Consider the following 16,537-nt stretch of genomic DNA (forward strand, 5'->3'; position numbering starts at 1 on the left):
GGCGGTGAGACGCAGGACCCAGACCCCGCCGGCCCCGCTGCCGCAGCGTGCCGGTGTCGACCCGGTGCGGCTGCGGCTGCCGGCCGACCCCGAGGGGGCGTGGCCGACCGTCCGGGACCACCTGCTGGGGCGGTACGCGGGGGCGATCGGCGCCGAGCGGGTGGACGCGATGCTGGTGGCGGGCCGGTTCGTCGGGGCGGACGGGGTGCCGATCGGTCCGCGGGAGGCGTACGCGCCGGGACGGTACGTATGGTTCCACCGGGACTTCCCGCCGGAGGAGCGGGTGCCGTTCGAGGTGGGGATCGTCCACCGGGACGAGCGGATCGTGGTGGCCGACAAGCCGCACTTCCTGGCGACGACGCCGCGCGGGCGGCACGTCACGGAGACGGCGCTGGCGCGGCTGCGGCGGGAGCTGGACCTGCCGGAGTTGCAGCCGGCGCACCGGCTGGACCGGCTGACGGCGGGGCTCGCGCTGTTCGTCGTGCGGCCCGGGGACCGGGGCGCGTACCAGACGCTGTTCCGGGACCGCCGGGTGCGCAAGGAGTACGAGGCGGTGGCCGCGTACGATCCGGGGCTCGCGCTGCCCGTGACCGTACGCAGCCGGATCGTGAAGGAGCGGGGCGTGCTCGCGGCGCGGGAGGTGCCGGGCGAGCCGAACAGCGAGAGCCGGGTCGAGCTGCTGGGGCAGCGGGGCGGGCTCGGCCGGTACCGGCTGGTGCCGGCGACCGGCCAGACCCATCAGCTCCGGGTGCACATGGCCCGTCTGGGGGTGCCGATCCTGCACGATCCGCTGTACCCGGTGGTGCGGGAGGACGGGCCGGAGGACTTCACGCGTCCGCTGCAGCTGCTGGCGCGGCGGCTGGAGTTCACCGACCCGGTCACGGGCGTGCCGATGCGGTTCGTCAGCGGGCTGGCGCTCAGTGGCCTCGCGTGATCCACTCCTGGAGGTGCGGGGCCTCGGCGCCGATCGTGGTGGTGTCCCCGTGTCCCGTGCGGACGACCGTGTCAGGCGGCAGCGTGAGCAGCCGGTCGCGGATCGAGTCGATGATCGTCGGGAAGTCGGAGAAGGACCGGCCGGTGGCTCCCGGGCCGCCGGCGAAGAGCGTGTCGCCGGTGAAGACGGTGCCGAGGTCGGGTGCGTGGAGGCAGACCGCGCCGGGCGCGTGGCCGGGGGTGTGCAGGACGGTGAGGTCCACCCCCGCGATGGTGAGGGTCTGCCCGTCGACGAGCTCGCCGTCCGGGTAGTTGTCCGGGTGGGTCCGCTTCCACAGCGGCAGGTCGTCGGGGTGCAGCAGGATGCGGGCGCCGGTGGCGGCGGCGAGCGCGGGGGCCGCGTCGATGTGGTCGTTGTGGGCGTGGGTGCAGACGATGGCCCGCAGGATACGGCCGTCGAGAGCGGCCAGGATGGCGTCGGCGTCGTGCGCGGCGTCGATGACGACGGCCTCGGCCCCGTCCCCCACGATCCACACGTTGTTGTCGACGTCCCAGGTGCCGCCGTCCAGCGAGAAGGTGCCGGAGGTGACGAGGTGCTCGACGCGCGCGGTCATCCGAAGACCACCACCGAGCGCAGCACGTCGCCCTCGTGCATCCGCGTGAACGCCTTCTCGACGTCGCCGAGGCCGATCGTCTCGGTGACGAAGGCGCCGAGGTCGATGCGGCCCTGCTGGTGCAGGTCGATGAGCATCGGGAAGTCGCGGGAGGGCAGGCAGTCGCCGTACCAGGAGGACTTGAGGGCGCCACCGCGCCCGAAGACGTCGAGGAGCGGGAGCTCCAGCCTCATCTCGGGGGTGGGTACGCCGACGAGGACGACCGTGCCGGCGAGGTCGCGGGCGTAGAACGCCTGCTGGTAGGTCTCGGGGCGGCCGACCGCCTCGATGACGACGTCCGCGCCGAACCCGCCGGTCAGCTCGCGGATCGCCTCGACCGGATCGGTGGTGCGTGAGTTCACGGTGTGGGTGGCGCCCATGGACCGGGCGGTCTCCAGCTTCCGGTCGTCGATGTCGACGGCGATGATCCGCGCGGCGCCCGCCAGGCGGGAGCCGACGATCGCCGCGTCGCCGACGCCGCCGCAGCCGATGACGGCGACCGAGTCGCCCCGGCCGACCTGGCCGGTATTGATCGCCGCGCCGATGCCGGCCATCACGCCGCAGCCCAGCAGACCGGCGACGGCGGGGGCGACGGCCGGGTCGACCTTGGTGCACTGACCGGCCGCGACCAGCGTCTTCTCGGCGAAGGCGCCGATGCCGAGGGCCGGTGACAGCTCCGTGCCGTCCTCCAGGGTCATCTTCTGCCGGGCGTTGTGGGTGTCGAAGCAGTACCAGGGAGTGCCGCGGCGGCAGGCCCGGCACTTCCCGCAGACGGCGCGCCAGTTGAGGATCACGAAGTCGCCGGGTGCGACATCGGTGACGCCCTCGCCCACCGCTTCGACGACGCCCGCGGCCTCGTGACCGAGGAGGAACGGGAAGTCGTCGTTGATGCCGCCCTGCTTGTAGTGCAGGTCGGTGTGGCAGACCCCGCACGCCTGGATCGTCACGACGGCTTCACCGGGGCCGGGGTCCGGGACGAGGATCGTCCCCACGCGCACGGGTTCGTTCTTCCCCGGGGCGATGACCCCTTTGACCTGCTGTGCCATCGTGGCTCTTCCCTTCGTGGTGCGGATGTCCGGCACCACTATTCCGGTCGCGGGGGCCTGCCGGGGTGGAAATTCGGCCGCGTGCGCGAAGCCCCCGCCGGACGGGAGTCCGGCGGGGGCCTGGTGCGTGCCCGGTGGGGCGGGCGGGGTCAGTCCTGCGGCTGCGAGGCCGCCAGCGTGTTCACGCGCTTGCGGACGGCGAACCAGCCGCCGGTGAGCAGGGCGGCGATCAGCGGCAGGCAGTTCACCGTGTACCGGCCGACGCCACCGCCCCACCACATCAGGACCAGGACGGAGACGAGGAACACCAGCGTCACGATCTGGGTGTACGGGGCCCAGGGGAGCTTGTAGGACGGGCGGGTGACCTTGCCCTCCTTGGAGCGGGACCAGAACAGCAGCGAGCAGAGCATGATCATGCCCCAGGTGCCGAGGATGCCGATGGAGGCGAGGTTCAGCACGATCTCGAAGGCCTCGCCGGGCATGACGTAGTTCAGCACGACGCCCAGCACACCGAAGGCGGCGGTGAGCAGGATGCCGCCGTAGGGCACCTGGCCCTTGTTCATGCGGGCGGTGAACTTGGGCGCGGAGCCCGCCATCGCCATCGAGCGCAGGATGCGGCCGGTGGAGTACAGGCCGGAGTTGAGGCTGGACAGGGCGGCGGTGAGGACGACCAGGTTCATGATGCCGGCCGTGCCCGGGATGCCGAGCTTGTCGAAGACGGTGACGAAGGGGCTCTGGTCGCCGGAGAAGGAGGTGTACGGCAGCAGCAGGGCGAGGAGGACGACGGAGCCGACGTAGAAGAGGCCCACGCGCCACATGATCGAATTGATCGCCTTGGGCATGATCTTCTCGGGGTTCTCGGTCTCGCCCGCGGCGACGCCCACCAGCTCGACGGACGCGTAGGCGAAGACGACGCCCTGGACGACCATCAGCATCGGCAGCATGCCCATCGGGAAGACGCCGCCGTTGTCGGTGATGGTGGCGAGGCCCGGGGTGTGGCCGCCGACCTCGTGCTGGGTGACGACCAGGAAGATGCCGACGCACATGAAGATCACCAACGCGGCGACCTTGATGATCGCGAACCAGAACTCCATCTCGCCGAAGTACTTCACCGAGATCAGGTTCGCGGTGAGGACCACGGCGAGGGCGATCAGGGCGAGGACCCACTGCGGGATGTCGCTGAACATGGCCCAGAAGTGGGCGTAGGTCGCGGCCGCCGTGATGTCGGCCACGGCGGTGGTCGACCAGTTGAGGAAGTACAGCCAGCCGGCCGTGTAGGCGCCCTTCTCGCCCATGAACTCACGGGCGTACGAGACGAAGGCGCCGGAGGACGGCCGGTAGAGCACCAGCTCGCCGAGGGCCCGGACGACGAAGAAGGCGAAGACGCCGCAGACGGCGTACGCGATCGCGAGGGAGGGGCCCGCGCCCGCCAGGCGGCCGCCGGCGCCGAGGAAGAGGCCGGTGCCGATCGCGCCGCCGATGGCGATCATGTTGACGTGGCGGGACTTGAGGTCCTTGCTGTAACCGGCGTCACCGGCGTCGATGTGGGGGGCGCCCTTCGCCGCCGGGGAACCGGGGCTCAGGGTGTCGGCCGCAGGCATGGTGCGGTCACTCATCTGGAAGTCGCCTTTGTGAGGGGTCGTGCGGTATCAGCCGGCCGTACGCGGGTGATGGAGGTGGTCACCGCGGCAGAAGGCCAGGGCACATAGTCATGGTTGCGCCGCCGTTTTGGCTGTGGCCTATGTCACGTACGGGCCGATCTGAGATGTTTTTGAGGTTACCGACTGGTTAATCAGCGTTGAGCAGCTTAAGCGGTCGGGCTACGGCGCGAGGACGTCGAGCTCGCGCAGAGCGCCCATGGCGATCTCCCTGGTGAGCTCCTCGGCGCGGGCCGCGTCCCGCTCCCGTACGGCCTCGGCGACGCGCACATGGAGGGTGACGGCGGCCGGGTCGGGGTCCTCGAACATCACGTGATGGTGGGTGCGGCCCGCGAGGACCTCCGCGACCACGTCCCCGAGGCGGGCGAACATCTCGTTGCCGGAGGCGTTGAGGACCACGCGGTGGAAGGCGATGTCATGGACGAGGTACGCCTCCAGCCGCCCGCCGCGCGAGGTGGCGACCATCCCGAGGGCCTGCTCGGTGAGCTCCCGGCACTGTTCGGGGGTGGCGTGCGTGGCGGCGAGGCCGGCCGCGACCGGTTCCACGGCGGAGCGGAGCACGGTCAGCGACCGGAGCTGGCGGGGGCGGTCGGAGCCGGCCAGCCGCCAGCGGATGACCCGCGGGTCGTACACGTTCCACTGCTCGGTGGGGCGCACGGTCACGCCGACCCGGCGGCGCGACTCGACGAGGCGCATCGACTCCAGGACGCGGACGACCTCGCGGATCACGGTGCGTGACGCCTCGAAGCGCTGGGCGAGCCCGTCGGTGCGCAACACGCTGCCCGGCGGGTACTCCCCCGCCGTAATGGCCAGGCCCAGGGTGTCCAGCACACGCGTATGGAGTCCGTGGGCCTGCGTCGTCATGTGCATAGCGTAACCGCCGCAATAAGTATGACTTTTTCGTCACAGGGACTTGAATACGTCGTACCCCATGGGTTTCAGTGTCGGCGACGGACGCCGCGGTGGCGTCCGGATCGATGTCGAGGAAGACAGCGAGGCACCCACCCATGCAGCAACCCCCCGTCGTCGTCGTGATGGGCGTGGCCGGGACCGGCAAGACCACGATCGGTCCGCTGGTCGCCGAGCGTCTCGGCGTGCCCTACGCCGAGGGCGACGACTTCCACCCCGGGGCGAACATCGCCAAGATGTCGGCCGGCGTCCCGCTGGACGACGACGACCGGTGGCCCTGGCTCGACGCCATCGGGCGGTGGGCACACGGGCGGGCGGGCCTCGGCGGTGTGGTGAGCAGCTCGGCGCTGAAGCGGGCGTACCGCGACAGGCTGCGCTCGGCCGCGCCCGGCGTCGTCTTCCTGCACCTGACCGGCGACCGGTCGCTGATCGAGCGGCGGATGTCCGCGCGCACGGGGCACTTCATGCCCACCGCGCTGCTGGACTCGCAGTTCGCGGCGCTCCAGCCGCTCGGCGACGACGAGACCGGGGTGTCCGTCGACGTCTCCGGCTCGCCGGAGGACATCACCGACCGGGCCGTCACCGCCCTGCGCCGGCTCGCCGCGCGCTGAGCCCCTCGGTGGGCGCGCCCGCCCCGTGACCACCGGGTGCCGGACGTACGGCCCGTGCGCGGTCGGCCCGCGCCGGCCGTCCGGCACCTTCCCCCGCTCCCCCTCACCTCCCGACCCGGCCCCCGACCCCGAGGAACCCCTGTGACCAGTCTCAACGTCGAGATGCTGGCAGCGGACGCCACCGAGCCGATCACCTCAGCCGGCAACGCCCAGCTGGGCATCGCCGTCCTGGCGGGCATCGCCGTCATCGTCCTGCTCATCACGAAGTTCAAGCTCCACGCCTTCCTGGCGCTGACCATAGGTTCGCTGGCGCTCGGCGCCTTCGCGGGCGCCCCGCTCGACGCGGCCATCGCCTCCTTCACCAAGGGCCTCGGCTCGACCGTCGCGGGCGTCGGTGTGCTCATCGCCCTCGGGGCGATCCTCGGCAAGCTGCTCGCCGACTCCGGCGGCGCGGACCAGATCGTCGACACGATCCTGGCCAGGGCGGGCGGCCGGGCCATGCCGTGGGCGATGGTGCTGATCGCCTCGGTGATCGGGCTGCCGCTCTTCTTCGAGGTCGGCATCGTGCTGCTGATCCCGGTGGTGCTGATGGTCGCCAAGCGCGGCGACTACTCGCTGATGCGGATCGGCGTCCCCGCGCTGGCGGGTCTGTCCGTGATGCACGGCCTGATCCCGCCGCACCCCGGCCCGCTGGTCGCCATCGACGCGATCGGGGCGAACCTGGGTGTCACGCTGGCGCTGGGCATCGTCGTCGCCGTCCCGACCGTGATCATCGCCGGCCCGCTGTTCTCCCGGTACGCGGCACGGTGGGTGGACGTGCCGGTGCCGGAGCGGATGGTCCCCCAGCGGGCGTCCGAAGACCTGGAGCGCCGGCCCGGCTTCGGCCCCACGGTGGCGACCGTGCTGCTGCCCGTGGTGCTGATGCTGGTCAAGGCGCTGGTGGACATCGTCGTCGACGACCCGGAGAACCACGTCCAGCGGGTGACCGACGTCATCGGCTCGCCGCTGATCGCACTGCTCGCCGCGGTCCTGGTGGGCATCTTCACGCTGGGCCGGGCGGCCGGTTTCACCAAGGAGCGGATCTCCTCGACCGTGGAGACGTCGCTCGCCCCGATCGCGGGCGTGCTGCTGATCGTCGGCGCGGGCGGCGGCTTCAAGCAGACGCTGATCGACGTGGGGGTCGGGCAGATGATCCTGGACTTCTCCGAGGACTGGGCGATCCCCGCGCTGCTGCTGGCCTGGCTGATCGCGGTGGCGATCCGGCTGGCCACCGGATCGGCGACGGTCGCCACCATCTCGGCGGCCGGGCTGGTGGCACCGCTGGCGGCCGACATGTCGACCTCGCACGCGGCACTGCTGGTGCTGGCCATCGGCGCCGGCTCCCTCTTCTTCAGCCATGTCAACGACGCCGGTTTCTGGCTGGTAAAGGAGTACTTCGGGATGAGCGTCGGCCAGACGATCAAGACCTGGTCGGTGATGGAGACCATCATCTCGGTCGTCGGGATCGTGTTCGTACTGCTGCTGTCGCTGGTGCTGTAGGCGGGGTATCGCGTCGCGCCCGGGGCGGCGGGCTGCCAGACTGCCGTCCCATGACGGACACCGAGCAGCTCAAGCCGTATCCGCTGGCCTTCCCCGGGCCGTTGCGCGACCGGCTGGTCGCCGCCGTGCTGTCGGGTGGGAAGACGTCGACGACCGGTCTGCTCGTCGAGTACGAGGCGGAGGACGAGGAACTCCCGCCGGTCGGCGAGCGGTCGGCGCTCATCGACTCGGACGGCCGCGAGGTGGCGGTGCTGGAGCTGACGGAGGTCCGCGTCCTGCCGCTCGGCGAGGTGGACCGGCGCCATACGCTCGACGAGGGCGAGGGCCCCGGGTCGGTCGCCGCGTGGCGGGCGGGCCACGAGGCGTTCTGGCACGGCACCGAGATGCGCGAGGCCCTCGGGGACCCGCACTTCACGGTCGACGACACCACGCTGGTCGTCGCCGAGCGGTTCCGGGTCGTGGAGGTGCTGCGGTGACCGGGGTGGACGAGGCCGTCGCGGGCGAACTACGGCTCCTCGACCCGGCCGTGCGGACGTCCCGGGCGCAGGCGGCGCGGCTGCTGCACCCGGACTTCACGGAGGTCGGAGCCTCCGGGCGGCTGTGGAACCGGGACGACATGCTCGCCGCGCTGCCGGAGATGACGGGGGGCGACCCCGAGGGGCCGCGCTACGAGGTGTCCGGCATGACGGGCGTCCTGCTGGCGCCGGACCTGGTGCACCTGACGTACGAGTCGGTCGTCGCGGGCCGCCGGGCCCGGCGCAGCTCGCTGTGGCGCCGCGACCCGGACGCCGGCGGCGCCTGGCGGTTGTACTACCACCAGGGGACGCCGGTCCCTCGGGGCGTGGCCTAGACGGCCTTCGCGGCGGCTCGGCCGGCCGCGCGGCCGGAGAAGAGGCAGCCGCCGAGGAAGGTGCCCTCCAGGGAGCGGTACCCGTGGACGCCGCCGCCGCCGAAGCCGGCCGCCTCGCCGGCCGCGTAGACGCCGGGGAGCGGGGTGCCGTCGGGGGTGAGGACGCGGGACGACAGGTCGGTCTCCAGGCCGCCGAGCGACTTGCGGGTGAGGATGTTCAGGCGTACGGCGACCAGCGGGCCGGCGTTGGGGTCCAGGATGCGGTGCGGGGCGACCGTACGGATCAGCCTGTCGCCGAGGTACTTGCGGGCGCCGCGGATCGCGGTGATCTGGAGGTCCTTGGTGAAGGGGTTGGCGATCTCCCGGTCGCGCGCGGCGATCTCCCGGCGCAGCCCGGCCTCGTCGATGAGCGGTTCCTTCGTCAGCGCGTTCATGCCCCGCACCAGGGACGGCAGGTCCTCCTCGACGACGAAGTCGGCACCGTGGTCCATGAACGCCCGGACCGGGCCGGGCACGTCGGCGCGGGCGCGGTCCAGCACACCGCGTACGGACCTGCCCGTGAGGTCCGGGTTCTGTTCGGAGCCGGAGAGGGTGAACTCCTTGCCGATGATGCGCCGGTTGAGGACGAACCAGGTGTGACCGTGGCCCGACCTCATGATGTGTTCGAGGGTGCCGAGCGTGTCGAAGCCGGGGAAGAGCGGGACGGGCAGCCGGCGGCCGTGGGCGTCCAGCCAGAGGGAGGACGGGCCGGGCAGGATGCGGATGCCGTGCCGCGCCCAGATGGGGTTCCAGTTCTCGATGCCCTCGGTGTAGTGCCACATCCGGTCGCGGTTGATGTGGTGGGCGCCGGCCGCCTCCGTGATGCCGAGCATCAGTCCGTCGACGTGGGCGGGGACACCGGAGAGCAGCTTCTCGGGCGGGGTGCCGAGCCGGTCGGGCCACTGGGCGCGGACCAGGTCGTGGTTGCCGCCGATGCCGCCGGAGGTGACGATCACGGCCTGGGCACGGTACTCGAAGGCTCCGGTGACCCGCCGGCTGCTGGCGGCGCCGCGCTCGGCGCCGGACGGCTCCAGGATCTCGCCGCTGACGGTGTCCACGGCGCCCGCGGTGCGGCCGAGTCCGGTGACGCGGTGCCGGAACGCCGGGCGGACGAGGCCCCGGGCGACGCCCGCCCGGACGCGCCGCTCGAAGGGGGCGACCAGGCCGGGGCCGGTGCCCCAGGTGATGTGGAAGCGCGGCACCGAGTTGCCGTGCCCGGTGGCGTCGTAACCGCCCCGTTCCGCCCAGCCGACGACCGGGAAGAAGCGGACGCCCTGCCGGTGCAGCCAGGCCCGCTTCTCGCCGGCCGCGAAGTCGACGTACGCCTCGGCCCACTTGCGCGGCCAGTGGTCCTCGGGGCGGTCGAAGCCGGCCGTGCCGAGCCAGTCCTGGAGGGCGAGGGCGTGGCTGTCGCGGATGCGCATCCGGCGCTGTTCGGGTGAGTCGACGAAGAAGAGCCCGCCGAAGGACCAGTGCGCCTGGCCACCGACGGACTGCTCCGGCTCCTGGTCGAGGAGGATGACGCTGCGCCCGGCGTCGACGAGTTCGGCGGTGGCGACCAGGCCGGCGAGCCCCGCCCCGATCACGATCACATCTGCGTCGTACGCCATGGGTCCTCATCCTTGTCGGCAGGGTGCTCCGATCTTCGGTACGCGGCGGTAACACGTCAACAGGCGGGCGGTGATTTGATGGCCGCATGAGCGCTGCCGAGGAGATCCTGGAAGTCGTCGACGAGCACGACCGGGTGGTGGGGCGCCTGCCGCGCGGCGAGGTGTACGCGTGTGGCCTGCGCCACCGGTGCGTGTTCGTGCTCGTGCGGGACGCCGGGGACCGGGTGTTCGTGCACCGCCGCACGGCGACGAAGCTGGTCTTCCCGTCCCTGTACGACATGTTCGTGGGCGGTGTCGTCGGGGCCGGCGAGGGCTACGACGAGGCGGCGCTGCGGGAGGCGGAGGAGGAGCTGGGCGTACGCGGCCTGCCGAGGCCCACGCCGCTGCTGAAGTTCCTGTACGAGGACGGCGGCGGGCGCGGGTCGTGGTGGTCGGCCGTGTACGAGGTGCGGTGCGACCTGCCGGTGGAGCCGCAGGTGGAGGAGGTGGCGTGGCACGGTTTCCTGCCGGAGCGGGAGCTGGAGGCGCGCCTCGGCGCGTGGGAGTGGGTGCCGGACGGGCTGGCGGCGTACGAAAGGCTGCGGGCGCACCGCGCCGGTAAGCTGATCATGTGAGCGATTTCGTGCGGGGCCTGCGGCTGTGGTTCGCGCCGCAGCGGATCCGGGAGGAGGGCGAAACGCCCGACTACCGGTTCTCCCTCGCCAATGAGCGCACCTTCCTCGCCTGGATCCGTACCGCACTCGCCCTGGTCGGCGGCGGTTTCGCGGTGGACCAGTTCCTGCCCGGCCTGCGTTGGGGCGTCCGGGTCGGGATGGCGCTCGCGCTGCTCGCCGCCGGGGCGCTGTGCGCGCTGCGGGCGGTGAACCACTGGGTGCGGTGCGAGCGGGCGATGCGGCGTGACGAGGACCTGCCCGTCAGCCGGTTCCCGACCCTGCTGAGCCTGGCCGTGGGGCTGGTCGCCGGTGCGATGGTGGTGGTCGTCCTCCTCGGCTGGAGCGGCTGATGGCGGGCGGCGTGGGTGGTCCGGGCGCGGTCCGCGACCCGGGGCTTCAGCCGGAACGGACGCGGCTGGCGTGGCGGCGTACGACGCTGTCGGCCACCGTCGCCGCGGTGCTCGCCGCCAAGCAGGCGGTGCACGACGACCTCACGGCGGCCGGGCTGGTGGCCGCAGGGCTGTCGCTGCTGGTGTGGCTGGCGTTCCTGGCGGTGTCCCACCGCCGGATGGTGGCGCTCGGAACGGCCCGGCCGCGTCCGATGACGCCCCGCGGGGCAGTCGTGGCGGCGGCGTGCGCGGTGGCGCTGGCCGCGTTCGGGGCGGGCGTGGTGCTGTAGCCGGCTGGGCGGTGGCCGACCGGGGCGGGTGGTCGACCGGTGGCCGGCCCGGGGCCGGTGGCCGGTCAGCGGTCGCGGCCCACCGTCACGACGACCTTGCCGTTGAGGCCGCCCTCCATGTTGGCGCGCTGGGCGTCGGCCGCCCGCTCCAGGGGGAACGACTTGGCGACCCGTACCGTCAGGGCGCCCTGCTCCACCAGCCCGGCGAGCGCGGTGAGGTCCGCCGTGTCGGGGCGTACCCAGTAGTAGTGGCCGCCCATGGTGAGCACCTCGCCGTCGGCGACGGACGCGAGGCGGCCCTCCGGGGCGAGCAGGGCGGCCGAGTCCTTCAGCACCTGGCCGCCGACCGTGTCGAGCGCGGCGTCCACGCCGTGCGGGGCCAGCTCCCGGACGCGGTCGCGGAAGCCGTCGCCGTACGGCACCGGCTCCGCCCCGAGCTCGCGCACCCCGTCCTGGGCGTGGTCGCGGGAGGCGCCGATGACGCGGGCGCCGAGGTGCCGGGCGATCTGGACGGCCATCGACCCGACGGCGCCGGACGCGGCGTGCACCAGGACGGTGTCGCCGGAGTGGACGCGCAGCGCCCGGTGCAGTGCCTGGTAGGCGGTGAGCCCGGCCAGCGGGAGGGCGGCCGCCTCCTCGAAGCCCAGGTTGCGCGGTTTGCGGGCCAGGGTGCGGACGGGCGCGGCGACGTACTCGGCGAAGGTGCCGTGGCACAGCACGTCCTCGCGTACGTACCCCATCACCTCGTCCCCGACGGCGAACTCGGGCACGGACACCCCGGGCTGGACGACGACGCCGGAGACGTCCCAGCCGGGGATCACCGGGAAGACGGTGTCGAAGGTCGTGTCGAGGTAGCCCGCCTGGGCTTTCCAGTCGACCGGGTTGACCGCCGCCGCGCGTACGGCGACGAGCACCTTGTCCGGACCCACCTTGGGGTCGGGGCGGTCGCCGAACTCGAGGACCTCGGGGCCGCCGTAGCGGCGGTAAGTGATCGCCTTCATAGGTCCGACCCTCCGGCCGGGGCCGCCGGTCCGCAAGACGAAGCAGATCATTCCCGGCGAACAGGACTAGCCTGAAGGTGTCACCGACGTCCAGTCCGGAGGCCCCGCGATGACCGTCCTCCATCAGGAACACTCCGCCCACGGCCATGCCCACGGCCCCGGCTGCGGGCATCAGGCCATGGTCCACGACGACCACCTCGACTTCGTGCACGACGGGCACCTGCACCGGGAGCACGCCGGGCACTGGGACGAGTGCGAGCCGGGCGAGCACGTCGCCCACAGCGGGCACGCCCACGAGCACGGCGACGGCTGCGGGCACCCGGCCGTCGCGCACGGCGACCACGTCGACTACGTGCACGAGGGCCACCGCCACGCCGCCCACGGCGACCACTGGGACGACCACTGAGGCGACCGTGCGGACGGCCGCCGGTGCGGGGGTCCGAACGGTGCGGAACGACCTCCCGGACTTCCCGCACGGCCGCCGGGCGCCGTCACGCGCGCGTGGCGGCGGGGTCCGTCACCAGCGCGGGGCCGCCGGGGTGATCCAGGCCGGGTCGGCCTTGCGCATGGCCGCCGCGTCGTCGCGGTCGCGCATGGTGCCGTCGTCGTCGAGCCAGCGCCGGTGCAGGGCGGCGAGCCGGTCGCGGTCCAGCTCGACACCGAGGCCGGGCGCGTCGGTGACCACGAGCCGGCCGTCGCGGAACACGTGACGGGTGGTGATGACGTCCTCGGTCTGCCAGGGGTAGTGGCTGTCGCAGGCGTGGTCGAGGTTGGGGACGGTCGCCGCCACCTGGGTCATGGCGGCGAGGCTGATGCCGAGGTGGGTGTTGGAGTGCATGGACAGCCCGACGCCGAAGGCCCGGCAGACGGCGGCCAGTTCGCGGGTCCGGTGCAGGCCGCCCCAGTAGTGGTGGTCGGAGAGCACCACCTGGACGGCGCCCCGGGCGAAGGCGGGGGCGATCTCGGGGAAGGTCGTCACGCACATGTTGGTGGCGAGGGGCAGGTCGGTGCGGGCGGCGACCTCGGCCATGCGGTCGGTGCCGCTCGCGGGGTCCTCCAGGTACTCCAGGACGCCGTGGAGCCGTTCGGCGACGTACAGGGAGGTCTCCACGGACCACGCGCCGTTGGGGTCCAGGCGCAGCGGCCGGCCGGGGAACGTCTCGGCCAGCGCGCGGACGGCGGCGATCTCCCGGTCCGGCTCGAAGACACCGCCCTTGAGCTTGAAGGAGCGGAAGCCGTGCTCCGCGACGAAGCGCCGGGCCTGGGCGACGACGCCGGCCGGGTCGAGGGCGGCGCCCCAGTCGTCCGGCTCACCGCCGTCGGGGTGGGCCTCCCAGCGGTAGAAGAGGTACGCGCTGTAGTCGACGGCGTCGCGGACCTTGCCACCCAGAAGGGCGTGCACCGGCAGGCCGAGGGCCTTGCCGAGGGCGTCCAGGCAGGCGACCTCGAAGCCCGACACGACCGAGAGGAGCAGTTTCGCAGCCGTACGGACGCCCCGGAGCCCGCCCGCGTCCACGTCCACGTCCACACGCGCGCCCATGCCCGTGTCCACACCCGTGTCCCCGCCCGCCCCCTCACCCGGGCGTTCTCCCTGGCCCGCCCCGGGCGCCGCCCCGGGCGCCGGTGAGCCGTGGCACACCCGCTCGGCGAGCGCGAACAGGCCGTTCACGTCCGTGACCGAGTGCCCGGGTAGCGCCTCGGCGAGGGGACGAGCGAGCTCCAGGTAGGCACTGTCGCCGTAGGTCTCGCCCACACCGGTGACCCCTCCCCGGGTGACGACCTCCACGACGAGGCGCGGGGTGTAGGGCTGGTGGACGCCCTGCGTGTTGAGGAGGGGCGGGTCGGCGATCAGGAGTGGAGTGAGCCGGACGTGGTCGATCAACAGCGCGGTATCCATATGTGAACCCTATTCAGTCCAGTAATCATCGCGCCAGACTCGCGCAGCCGGTTCCCGCACCGGCACTGGACGACATACCGACTGGTCGGTCATGCTGCGTACCACCACCCTTCTCCCGTCACCGGAGGTGCGAACGATGAGCCCAGCTCCCCCACCAGGCCTCGATCCCGAGCGCTTGCGCGGCTTCCTCGACCGCGAGCGGCCCGGCCTGGTGAGCGGACCGCTCAGCGCCCGCCTCGTCGAGGGCGGCCGGTCGAACCTCACGTACGTCGTCACCGACGGCACCGGCCAGTGGGTGGTGCGCCGCCCGCCGCTCGGCCACGTCCTGGCGACCGCGCACGACATGCGGCGCGAGCACCGGGTGATCAGCGCCCTGCATCCGACGGCCGTGCCGGTGCCGGAGCCGCTGGTGCTGTGCCAGGACGAGGAGGTGCTCGGAGCACCGTTCTACGTCATGGAGTTCGTGTCCGGGACGCCGTACCGCACCGCCGGGCAGCTCGCCCCGCTCGGCGCCGAACGCACCCGGGCCGCGGTCCTGGGGCTGGTCGACACGCTGGTGGACCTGCACGCGGTGGACCCGGAGGCGGTGGGACTGGGCGACTTCGGGCGGCCCGACGGCTTCCTGGACCGGCAGCTGCGGCGCTGGGGCAAGCAACTGGACGCCTCCCGCAGCCGCGAGCTGGCCGGGATCGACGAGCTGCACGCCGCGCTCGGCCGCGAGCTGCCCCGCTCCCCCGCCCCGACCGTCGTCCACGGCGACTACCGCCTGGACAACGCCCTGCTGGGCGAGGACGACCGGGTCAACGCCGTACTGGACTGGGAGATGTCCACCCTCGGCGACCCGCTGACCGACCTGGGCCTGCTGGCCATGTACAGCGTCCGCCTGGACCTGCCGCACTCCCCCGTCTCCACCACCGCGGCGGCGCCCGGCCACCCGGCACCCGCCGAGCTGATCGAGCGCTACGCCGCCCGTTCCGGCCGCGACACCTCCGCCATCTCCTGGTACACGGCGTTCGCCTGGTTCAAGCTCGCCGTGATCCTGGAGGGCATCCACTACCGCTACACCCTCGGGCAGACCGTCGGCGCCGGCTTCGACCGCATCGGCGACCTGGTGCCCGTCTTCATCGAGCACGGCCTCACCACCCTCCAGGAAGGCTGACCGACACCCATGGACTTCCAGTTCGACGCGCGCACCGAGGAACTGCGGGGCGAACTCCTCGCCTTCATGGACGAGTACGTGTACCCGGCGGAGGAGGTGGCGCACGAGCAGCGGGCGAAGCTCGCCTCCCCGTGGGACACCCCGGCCGTGGTCGAGGAGCTGAAGGCCGAAGCCCGCCGGCGGGGCCTGTGGAACCTCTTCCTGCCGGACGCGGAGCACGGGGCCGGTCTGACCAACCTCCAGTACGCACCGCTCGCCGAGATCACCGGCCGCTCCCCGCAGTTGGCGCCCACCGCGCTGAACTGCGCGGCGCCGGACACCGGCAACATGGAGGTGCTGGCCCAGTTCGGTGACGAGCGGCAGAGGGAGCGGTGGCTCCGTCCGCTGCTCGCCGGGGAGATCCGGTCCGCCTTCGCGATGACGGAGCCGGACGTCGCCTCGTCGGACGCGACGAACATCGAGACCCGCATCCGGCGGGACGGCGACGATTACGTCATCAACGGCAGGAAGTGGTACATCTCCGGCGCGATGAACCCGGACTGCGCCATCTTCATCGTCATGGGCAAGACCGACCCGGACGGCGAGGACGTCCGCCGCCAGCAGTCGATGGTCCTGGTCCCCCGTGACACCCCGGGCCTGCACGTCCGGCGGGCGATGCAGGTGTACGGGTACGAGGACCACTACCACGGCGGGCACGCCGAGGTCGTGTTCGAGGACGTCCGCGTCCCGGCGGCGAACCTGATCGGCGAGGAGGGCGGCGGCTTCGCCATCGCGCAGGCCCGGCTCGGCCCCGGCCGGATCCACCACTGCATGCGGCTGATCGGCATGGCCGAGCGGGCGATCGAGCTGATGTGCCGGCGCGCCGTGTCCCGTACGGCCTTCGGCAAGCCGCTGGCGGCGCAGGGCCAGGTGCAGGGGTGGATCGCCGACGCCCGGGTGACGGTGGAGCAGCTGCGGCTGCTGGTGCTGAAGACCGCCTGGCTGATGGACACGGTCGGCAACCGGGGCGCGCACACCGAGATCCAGGCCATCAAGATCGCAACGCCGCGGGCGGTGGTGGACATCATCGACAAGGCGGTCCAGGTCCATGGAGCGGGTGGCGTGAGCCAGGACTTCCCGCTCGCCGAACTGTGGGCCGGGGCGCGGACGCTGAAGCTGGCGGACGGACCGGACGAGGTGCACCAGCGGTCGCTGGCGCGACGGGAGCTGAACAAGTACCTCTGACGCTCCGTCCGGTGGTGAGGAGCCCGGGGCCGCGGCCGGTCCCGGGCTCTATCACATGCGGGCAGCCCGGCGGATG

Annotated in this window: 18 protein-coding genes; 11 read left to right on the forward strand and 7 right to left on the reverse strand. The window is 72.6% G+C overall.

All coding sequences use genetic code 11. The features are described from left to right. The first annotated feature begins 4 nt into the window (after positions 1-4). Complete coding sequence (locus AC07DW_RS14640; protein ID WP_478857997.1) at positions 5-934, forward strand: RluA family pseudouridine synthase; 930 nt, start codon at positions 5-7, stop codon at positions 932-934. Here AC07DW_RS14640 and AC07DW_RS14645 read toward each other — a convergent pair. From AC07DW_RS14645 to AC07DW_RS14660, 4 genes are all read right to left on the reverse strand, one after another. After that, positions 918-1,547 (reverse strand): MBL fold metallo-hydrolase, encoded by a 630-nt coding sequence (locus AC07DW_RS14645; protein ID WP_478857998.1) that lies wholly within the window; start codon positions 1,545-1,547, stop codon positions 918-920. The genes AC07DW_RS14640 and AC07DW_RS14645 overlap by 17 nt on opposite strands. Next, entirely contained in the window at positions 1,544-2,632 is a 1,089-nt protein-coding gene (locus AC07DW_RS14650) for an S-(hydroxymethyl)mycothiol dehydrogenase (RefSeq protein ID WP_478857999.1), read from the reverse strand. The genes AC07DW_RS14645 and AC07DW_RS14650 overlap by 4 nt, the downstream gene beginning before the upstream one ends. 149 nt (positions 2,633-2,781) lie before the next feature. After that, positions 2,782-4,248, reverse strand: coding sequence for an amino acid permease (locus AC07DW_RS14655; RefSeq protein ID WP_478858000.1), 1,467 nt, complete (start codon positions 4,246-4,248; stop codon positions 2,782-2,784). 204 nt (positions 4,249-4,452) lie between these two features. Continuing rightward, positions 4,453-5,154: a FadR/GntR family transcriptional regulator gene (locus tag AC07DW_RS14660; protein ID WP_478858001.1), complete on the reverse strand. Its 702-nt coding sequence runs from the start codon at positions 5,152-5,154 to the stop codon at positions 4,453-4,455. A 143-nt stretch (positions 5,155-5,297) separates the two neighbouring features. Between AC07DW_RS14660 and AC07DW_RS14665 the strand changes: the two genes are divergently transcribed. The 4 genes from AC07DW_RS14665 to AC07DW_RS14680 all read left to right on the forward strand — a co-directional run bounded on the left by AC07DW_RS14665 (position 5,298) and on the right by AC07DW_RS14680 (position 8,199). After that, on the forward strand, positions 5,298-5,810 hold the full coding sequence (locus AC07DW_RS14665) for a gluconokinase (RefSeq protein WP_478858002.1): 513 nt from the start codon (positions 5,298-5,300) through the stop codon (positions 5,808-5,810). 141 nt (positions 5,811-5,951) lie between these two features. Continuing rightward, the gene (locus tag AC07DW_RS14670) at positions 5,952-7,349 is read left to right on the forward strand and encodes a GntP family permease (RefSeq protein ID WP_478858003.1); all 1,398 of its coding nucleotides are present in this window, start codon (positions 5,952-5,954) and stop codon (positions 7,347-7,349) included. A 50-nt stretch (positions 7,350-7,399) separates the two neighbouring features. Then, positions 7,400-7,825: an ASCH domain-containing protein gene (locus tag AC07DW_RS14675; RefSeq protein ID WP_478858004.1), complete on the forward strand. Its 426-nt coding sequence runs from the start codon at positions 7,400-7,402 to the stop codon at positions 7,823-7,825. Positions 7,826-7,830: 5 nt separating this feature from the next. Then, the gene (locus tag AC07DW_RS14680; RefSeq protein ID WP_478858062.1) at positions 7,831-8,199 is read left to right on the forward strand and encodes a nuclear transport factor 2 family protein; all 369 of its coding nucleotides are present in this window, start codon (positions 7,831-7,833) and stop codon (positions 8,197-8,199) included. Here the strand turns inward: AC07DW_RS14680 and AC07DW_RS14685 are convergent. Next, positions 8,196-9,848 (reverse strand): FAD-binding dehydrogenase, encoded by a 1,653-nt coding sequence (locus tag AC07DW_RS14685; protein WP_478858005.1) that lies wholly within the window; start codon positions 9,846-9,848, stop codon positions 8,196-8,198. The two genes, AC07DW_RS14680 and AC07DW_RS14685, sit on opposite strands and share 4 nt — an antisense overlap. An 86-nt stretch (positions 9,849-9,934) precedes the next feature. Between AC07DW_RS14685 and AC07DW_RS14690 the strand changes: the two genes are divergently transcribed. The 3 genes from AC07DW_RS14690 to AC07DW_RS14700 are packed head-to-tail and all read left to right on the forward strand — an operon-like array spanning position 9,935 to position 11,180. Then, positions 9,935-10,462: an NUDIX domain-containing protein gene (locus AC07DW_RS14690; RefSeq protein ID WP_478858006.1), complete on the forward strand. Its 528-nt coding sequence runs from the start codon at positions 9,935-9,937 to the stop codon at positions 10,460-10,462. Continuing rightward, positions 10,459-10,851, forward strand: a complete 393-nt coding sequence (locus AC07DW_RS14695) for a YidH family protein (protein ID WP_478858007.1) — start codon at positions 10,459-10,461, stop codon at positions 10,849-10,851. Before AC07DW_RS14690 ends, AC07DW_RS14695 begins: the two co-directional genes overlap by 4 nt. After that, entirely contained in the window at positions 10,851-11,180 is a 330-nt protein-coding gene (locus tag AC07DW_RS14700) for a DUF202 domain-containing protein (RefSeq protein ID WP_478858008.1), read from the forward strand. The genes AC07DW_RS14695 and AC07DW_RS14700 overlap by 1 nt, the downstream gene beginning before the upstream one ends. Before the next feature lie 65 nt (positions 11,181-11,245). On the opposite strand, the gene AC07DW_RS14705 is transcribed toward AC07DW_RS14700, so the two are convergent. Then, positions 11,246-12,181, reverse strand: coding sequence for an NADP-dependent oxidoreductase (locus AC07DW_RS14705; protein ID WP_478858009.1), 936 nt, complete (start codon positions 12,179-12,181; stop codon positions 11,246-11,248). 109 nt (positions 12,182-12,290) lie between these two features. On the opposite strand from AC07DW_RS14705, the gene AC07DW_RS14710 reads away from it, so the two are divergent. Next, positions 12,291-12,587, forward strand: coding sequence for a hypothetical protein (locus AC07DW_RS14710; protein WP_478858010.1), 297 nt, complete (start codon positions 12,291-12,293; stop codon positions 12,585-12,587). 111 nt (positions 12,588-12,698) lie between these two features. On the opposite strand, the gene AC07DW_RS14715 is transcribed toward AC07DW_RS14710, so the two are convergent. Beyond that, a complete protein-coding gene (locus AC07DW_RS14715) occupies positions 12,699-14,078 on the reverse strand; it encodes an enolase C-terminal domain-like protein (protein WP_478858011.1) in 1,380 nt (459 codons plus the stop codon). A 136-nt stretch (positions 14,079-14,214) separates the two neighbouring features. Between AC07DW_RS14715 and AC07DW_RS14720 the strand changes: the two genes are divergently transcribed. Together AC07DW_RS14720 and AC07DW_RS14725 are read left to right on the forward strand one after the other, a co-directional pair. Then, entirely contained in the window at positions 14,215-15,237 is a 1,023-nt protein-coding gene (locus AC07DW_RS14720) for a phosphotransferase family protein (RefSeq protein WP_478858012.1), read from the forward strand. A 9-nt stretch (positions 15,238-15,246) separates the two neighbouring features. Further along, positions 15,247-16,461 carry an acyl-CoA dehydrogenase family protein gene (locus AC07DW_RS14725; protein ID WP_478858013.1) on the forward strand — a complete coding sequence of 405 codons (1,215 nt, stop codon included), beginning with the start codon at positions 15,247-15,249 and terminating at the stop codon, positions 16,459-16,461. Positions 16,462-16,537 lie beyond the last annotated feature (76 nt).

It is taken from the genome of Streptomyces sp. NPDC045701, assembly GCF_056432045.1.

Coding starts and splice junctions, on each gene's coding strand:
- AC07DW_RS14725 (WP_478858013.1), top strand. CDS start 15,247: ATGGACTTCCAGTTCGACGCGCGCACCGAGGAACTGCGGGGCGAACTC.
- AC07DW_RS14715 (WP_478858011.1), bottom strand. CDS start 14,078: ATGGATACCGCGCTGTTGATCGACCACGTCCGGCTCACTCCACTCCTG.
- AC07DW_RS14655 (WP_478858000.1), bottom strand. CDS start 4,248: ATGAGTGACCGCACCATGCCTGCGGCCGACACCCTGAGCCCCGGTTCC.
- AC07DW_RS14650 (WP_478857999.1), bottom strand. CDS start 2,632: ATGGCACAGCAGGTCAAAGGGGTCATCGCCCCGGGGAAGAACGAACCC.
- AC07DW_RS14720 (WP_478858012.1), top strand. CDS start 14,215: ATGAGCCCAGCTCCCCCACCAGGCCTCGATCCCGAGCGCTTGCGCGGC.
- AC07DW_RS14710 (WP_478858010.1), top strand. CDS start 12,291: ATGACCGTCCTCCATCAGGAACACTCCGCCCACGGCCATGCCCACGGC.
- AC07DW_RS14675 (WP_478858004.1), top strand. CDS start 7,400: ATGACGGACACCGAGCAGCTCAAGCCGTATCCGCTGGCCTTCCCCGGG.
- AC07DW_RS14690 (WP_478858006.1), top strand. CDS start 9,935: ATGAGCGCTGCCGAGGAGATCCTGGAAGTCGTCGACGAGCACGACCGG.
- AC07DW_RS14665 (WP_478858002.1), top strand. CDS start 5,298: ATGCAGCAACCCCCCGTCGTCGTCGTGATGGGCGTGGCCGGGACCGGC.
- AC07DW_RS14685 (WP_478858005.1), bottom strand. CDS start 9,848: ATGGCGTACGACGCAGATGTGATCGTGATCGGGGCGGGGCTCGCCGGC.
- AC07DW_RS14705 (WP_478858009.1), bottom strand. CDS start 12,181: ATGAAGGCGATCACTTACCGCCGCTACGGCGGCCCCGAGGTCCTCGAG.
- AC07DW_RS14660 (WP_478858001.1), bottom strand. CDS start 5,154: ATGACGACGCAGGCCCACGGACTCCATACGCGTGTGCTGGACACCCTG.
- AC07DW_RS14700 (WP_478858008.1), top strand. CDS start 10,851: ATGGCGGGCGGCGTGGGTGGTCCGGGCGCGGTCCGCGACCCGGGGCTT.
- AC07DW_RS14645 (WP_478857998.1), bottom strand. CDS start 1,547: ATGACCGCGCGCGTCGAGCACCTCGTCACCTCCGGCACCTTCTCGCTG.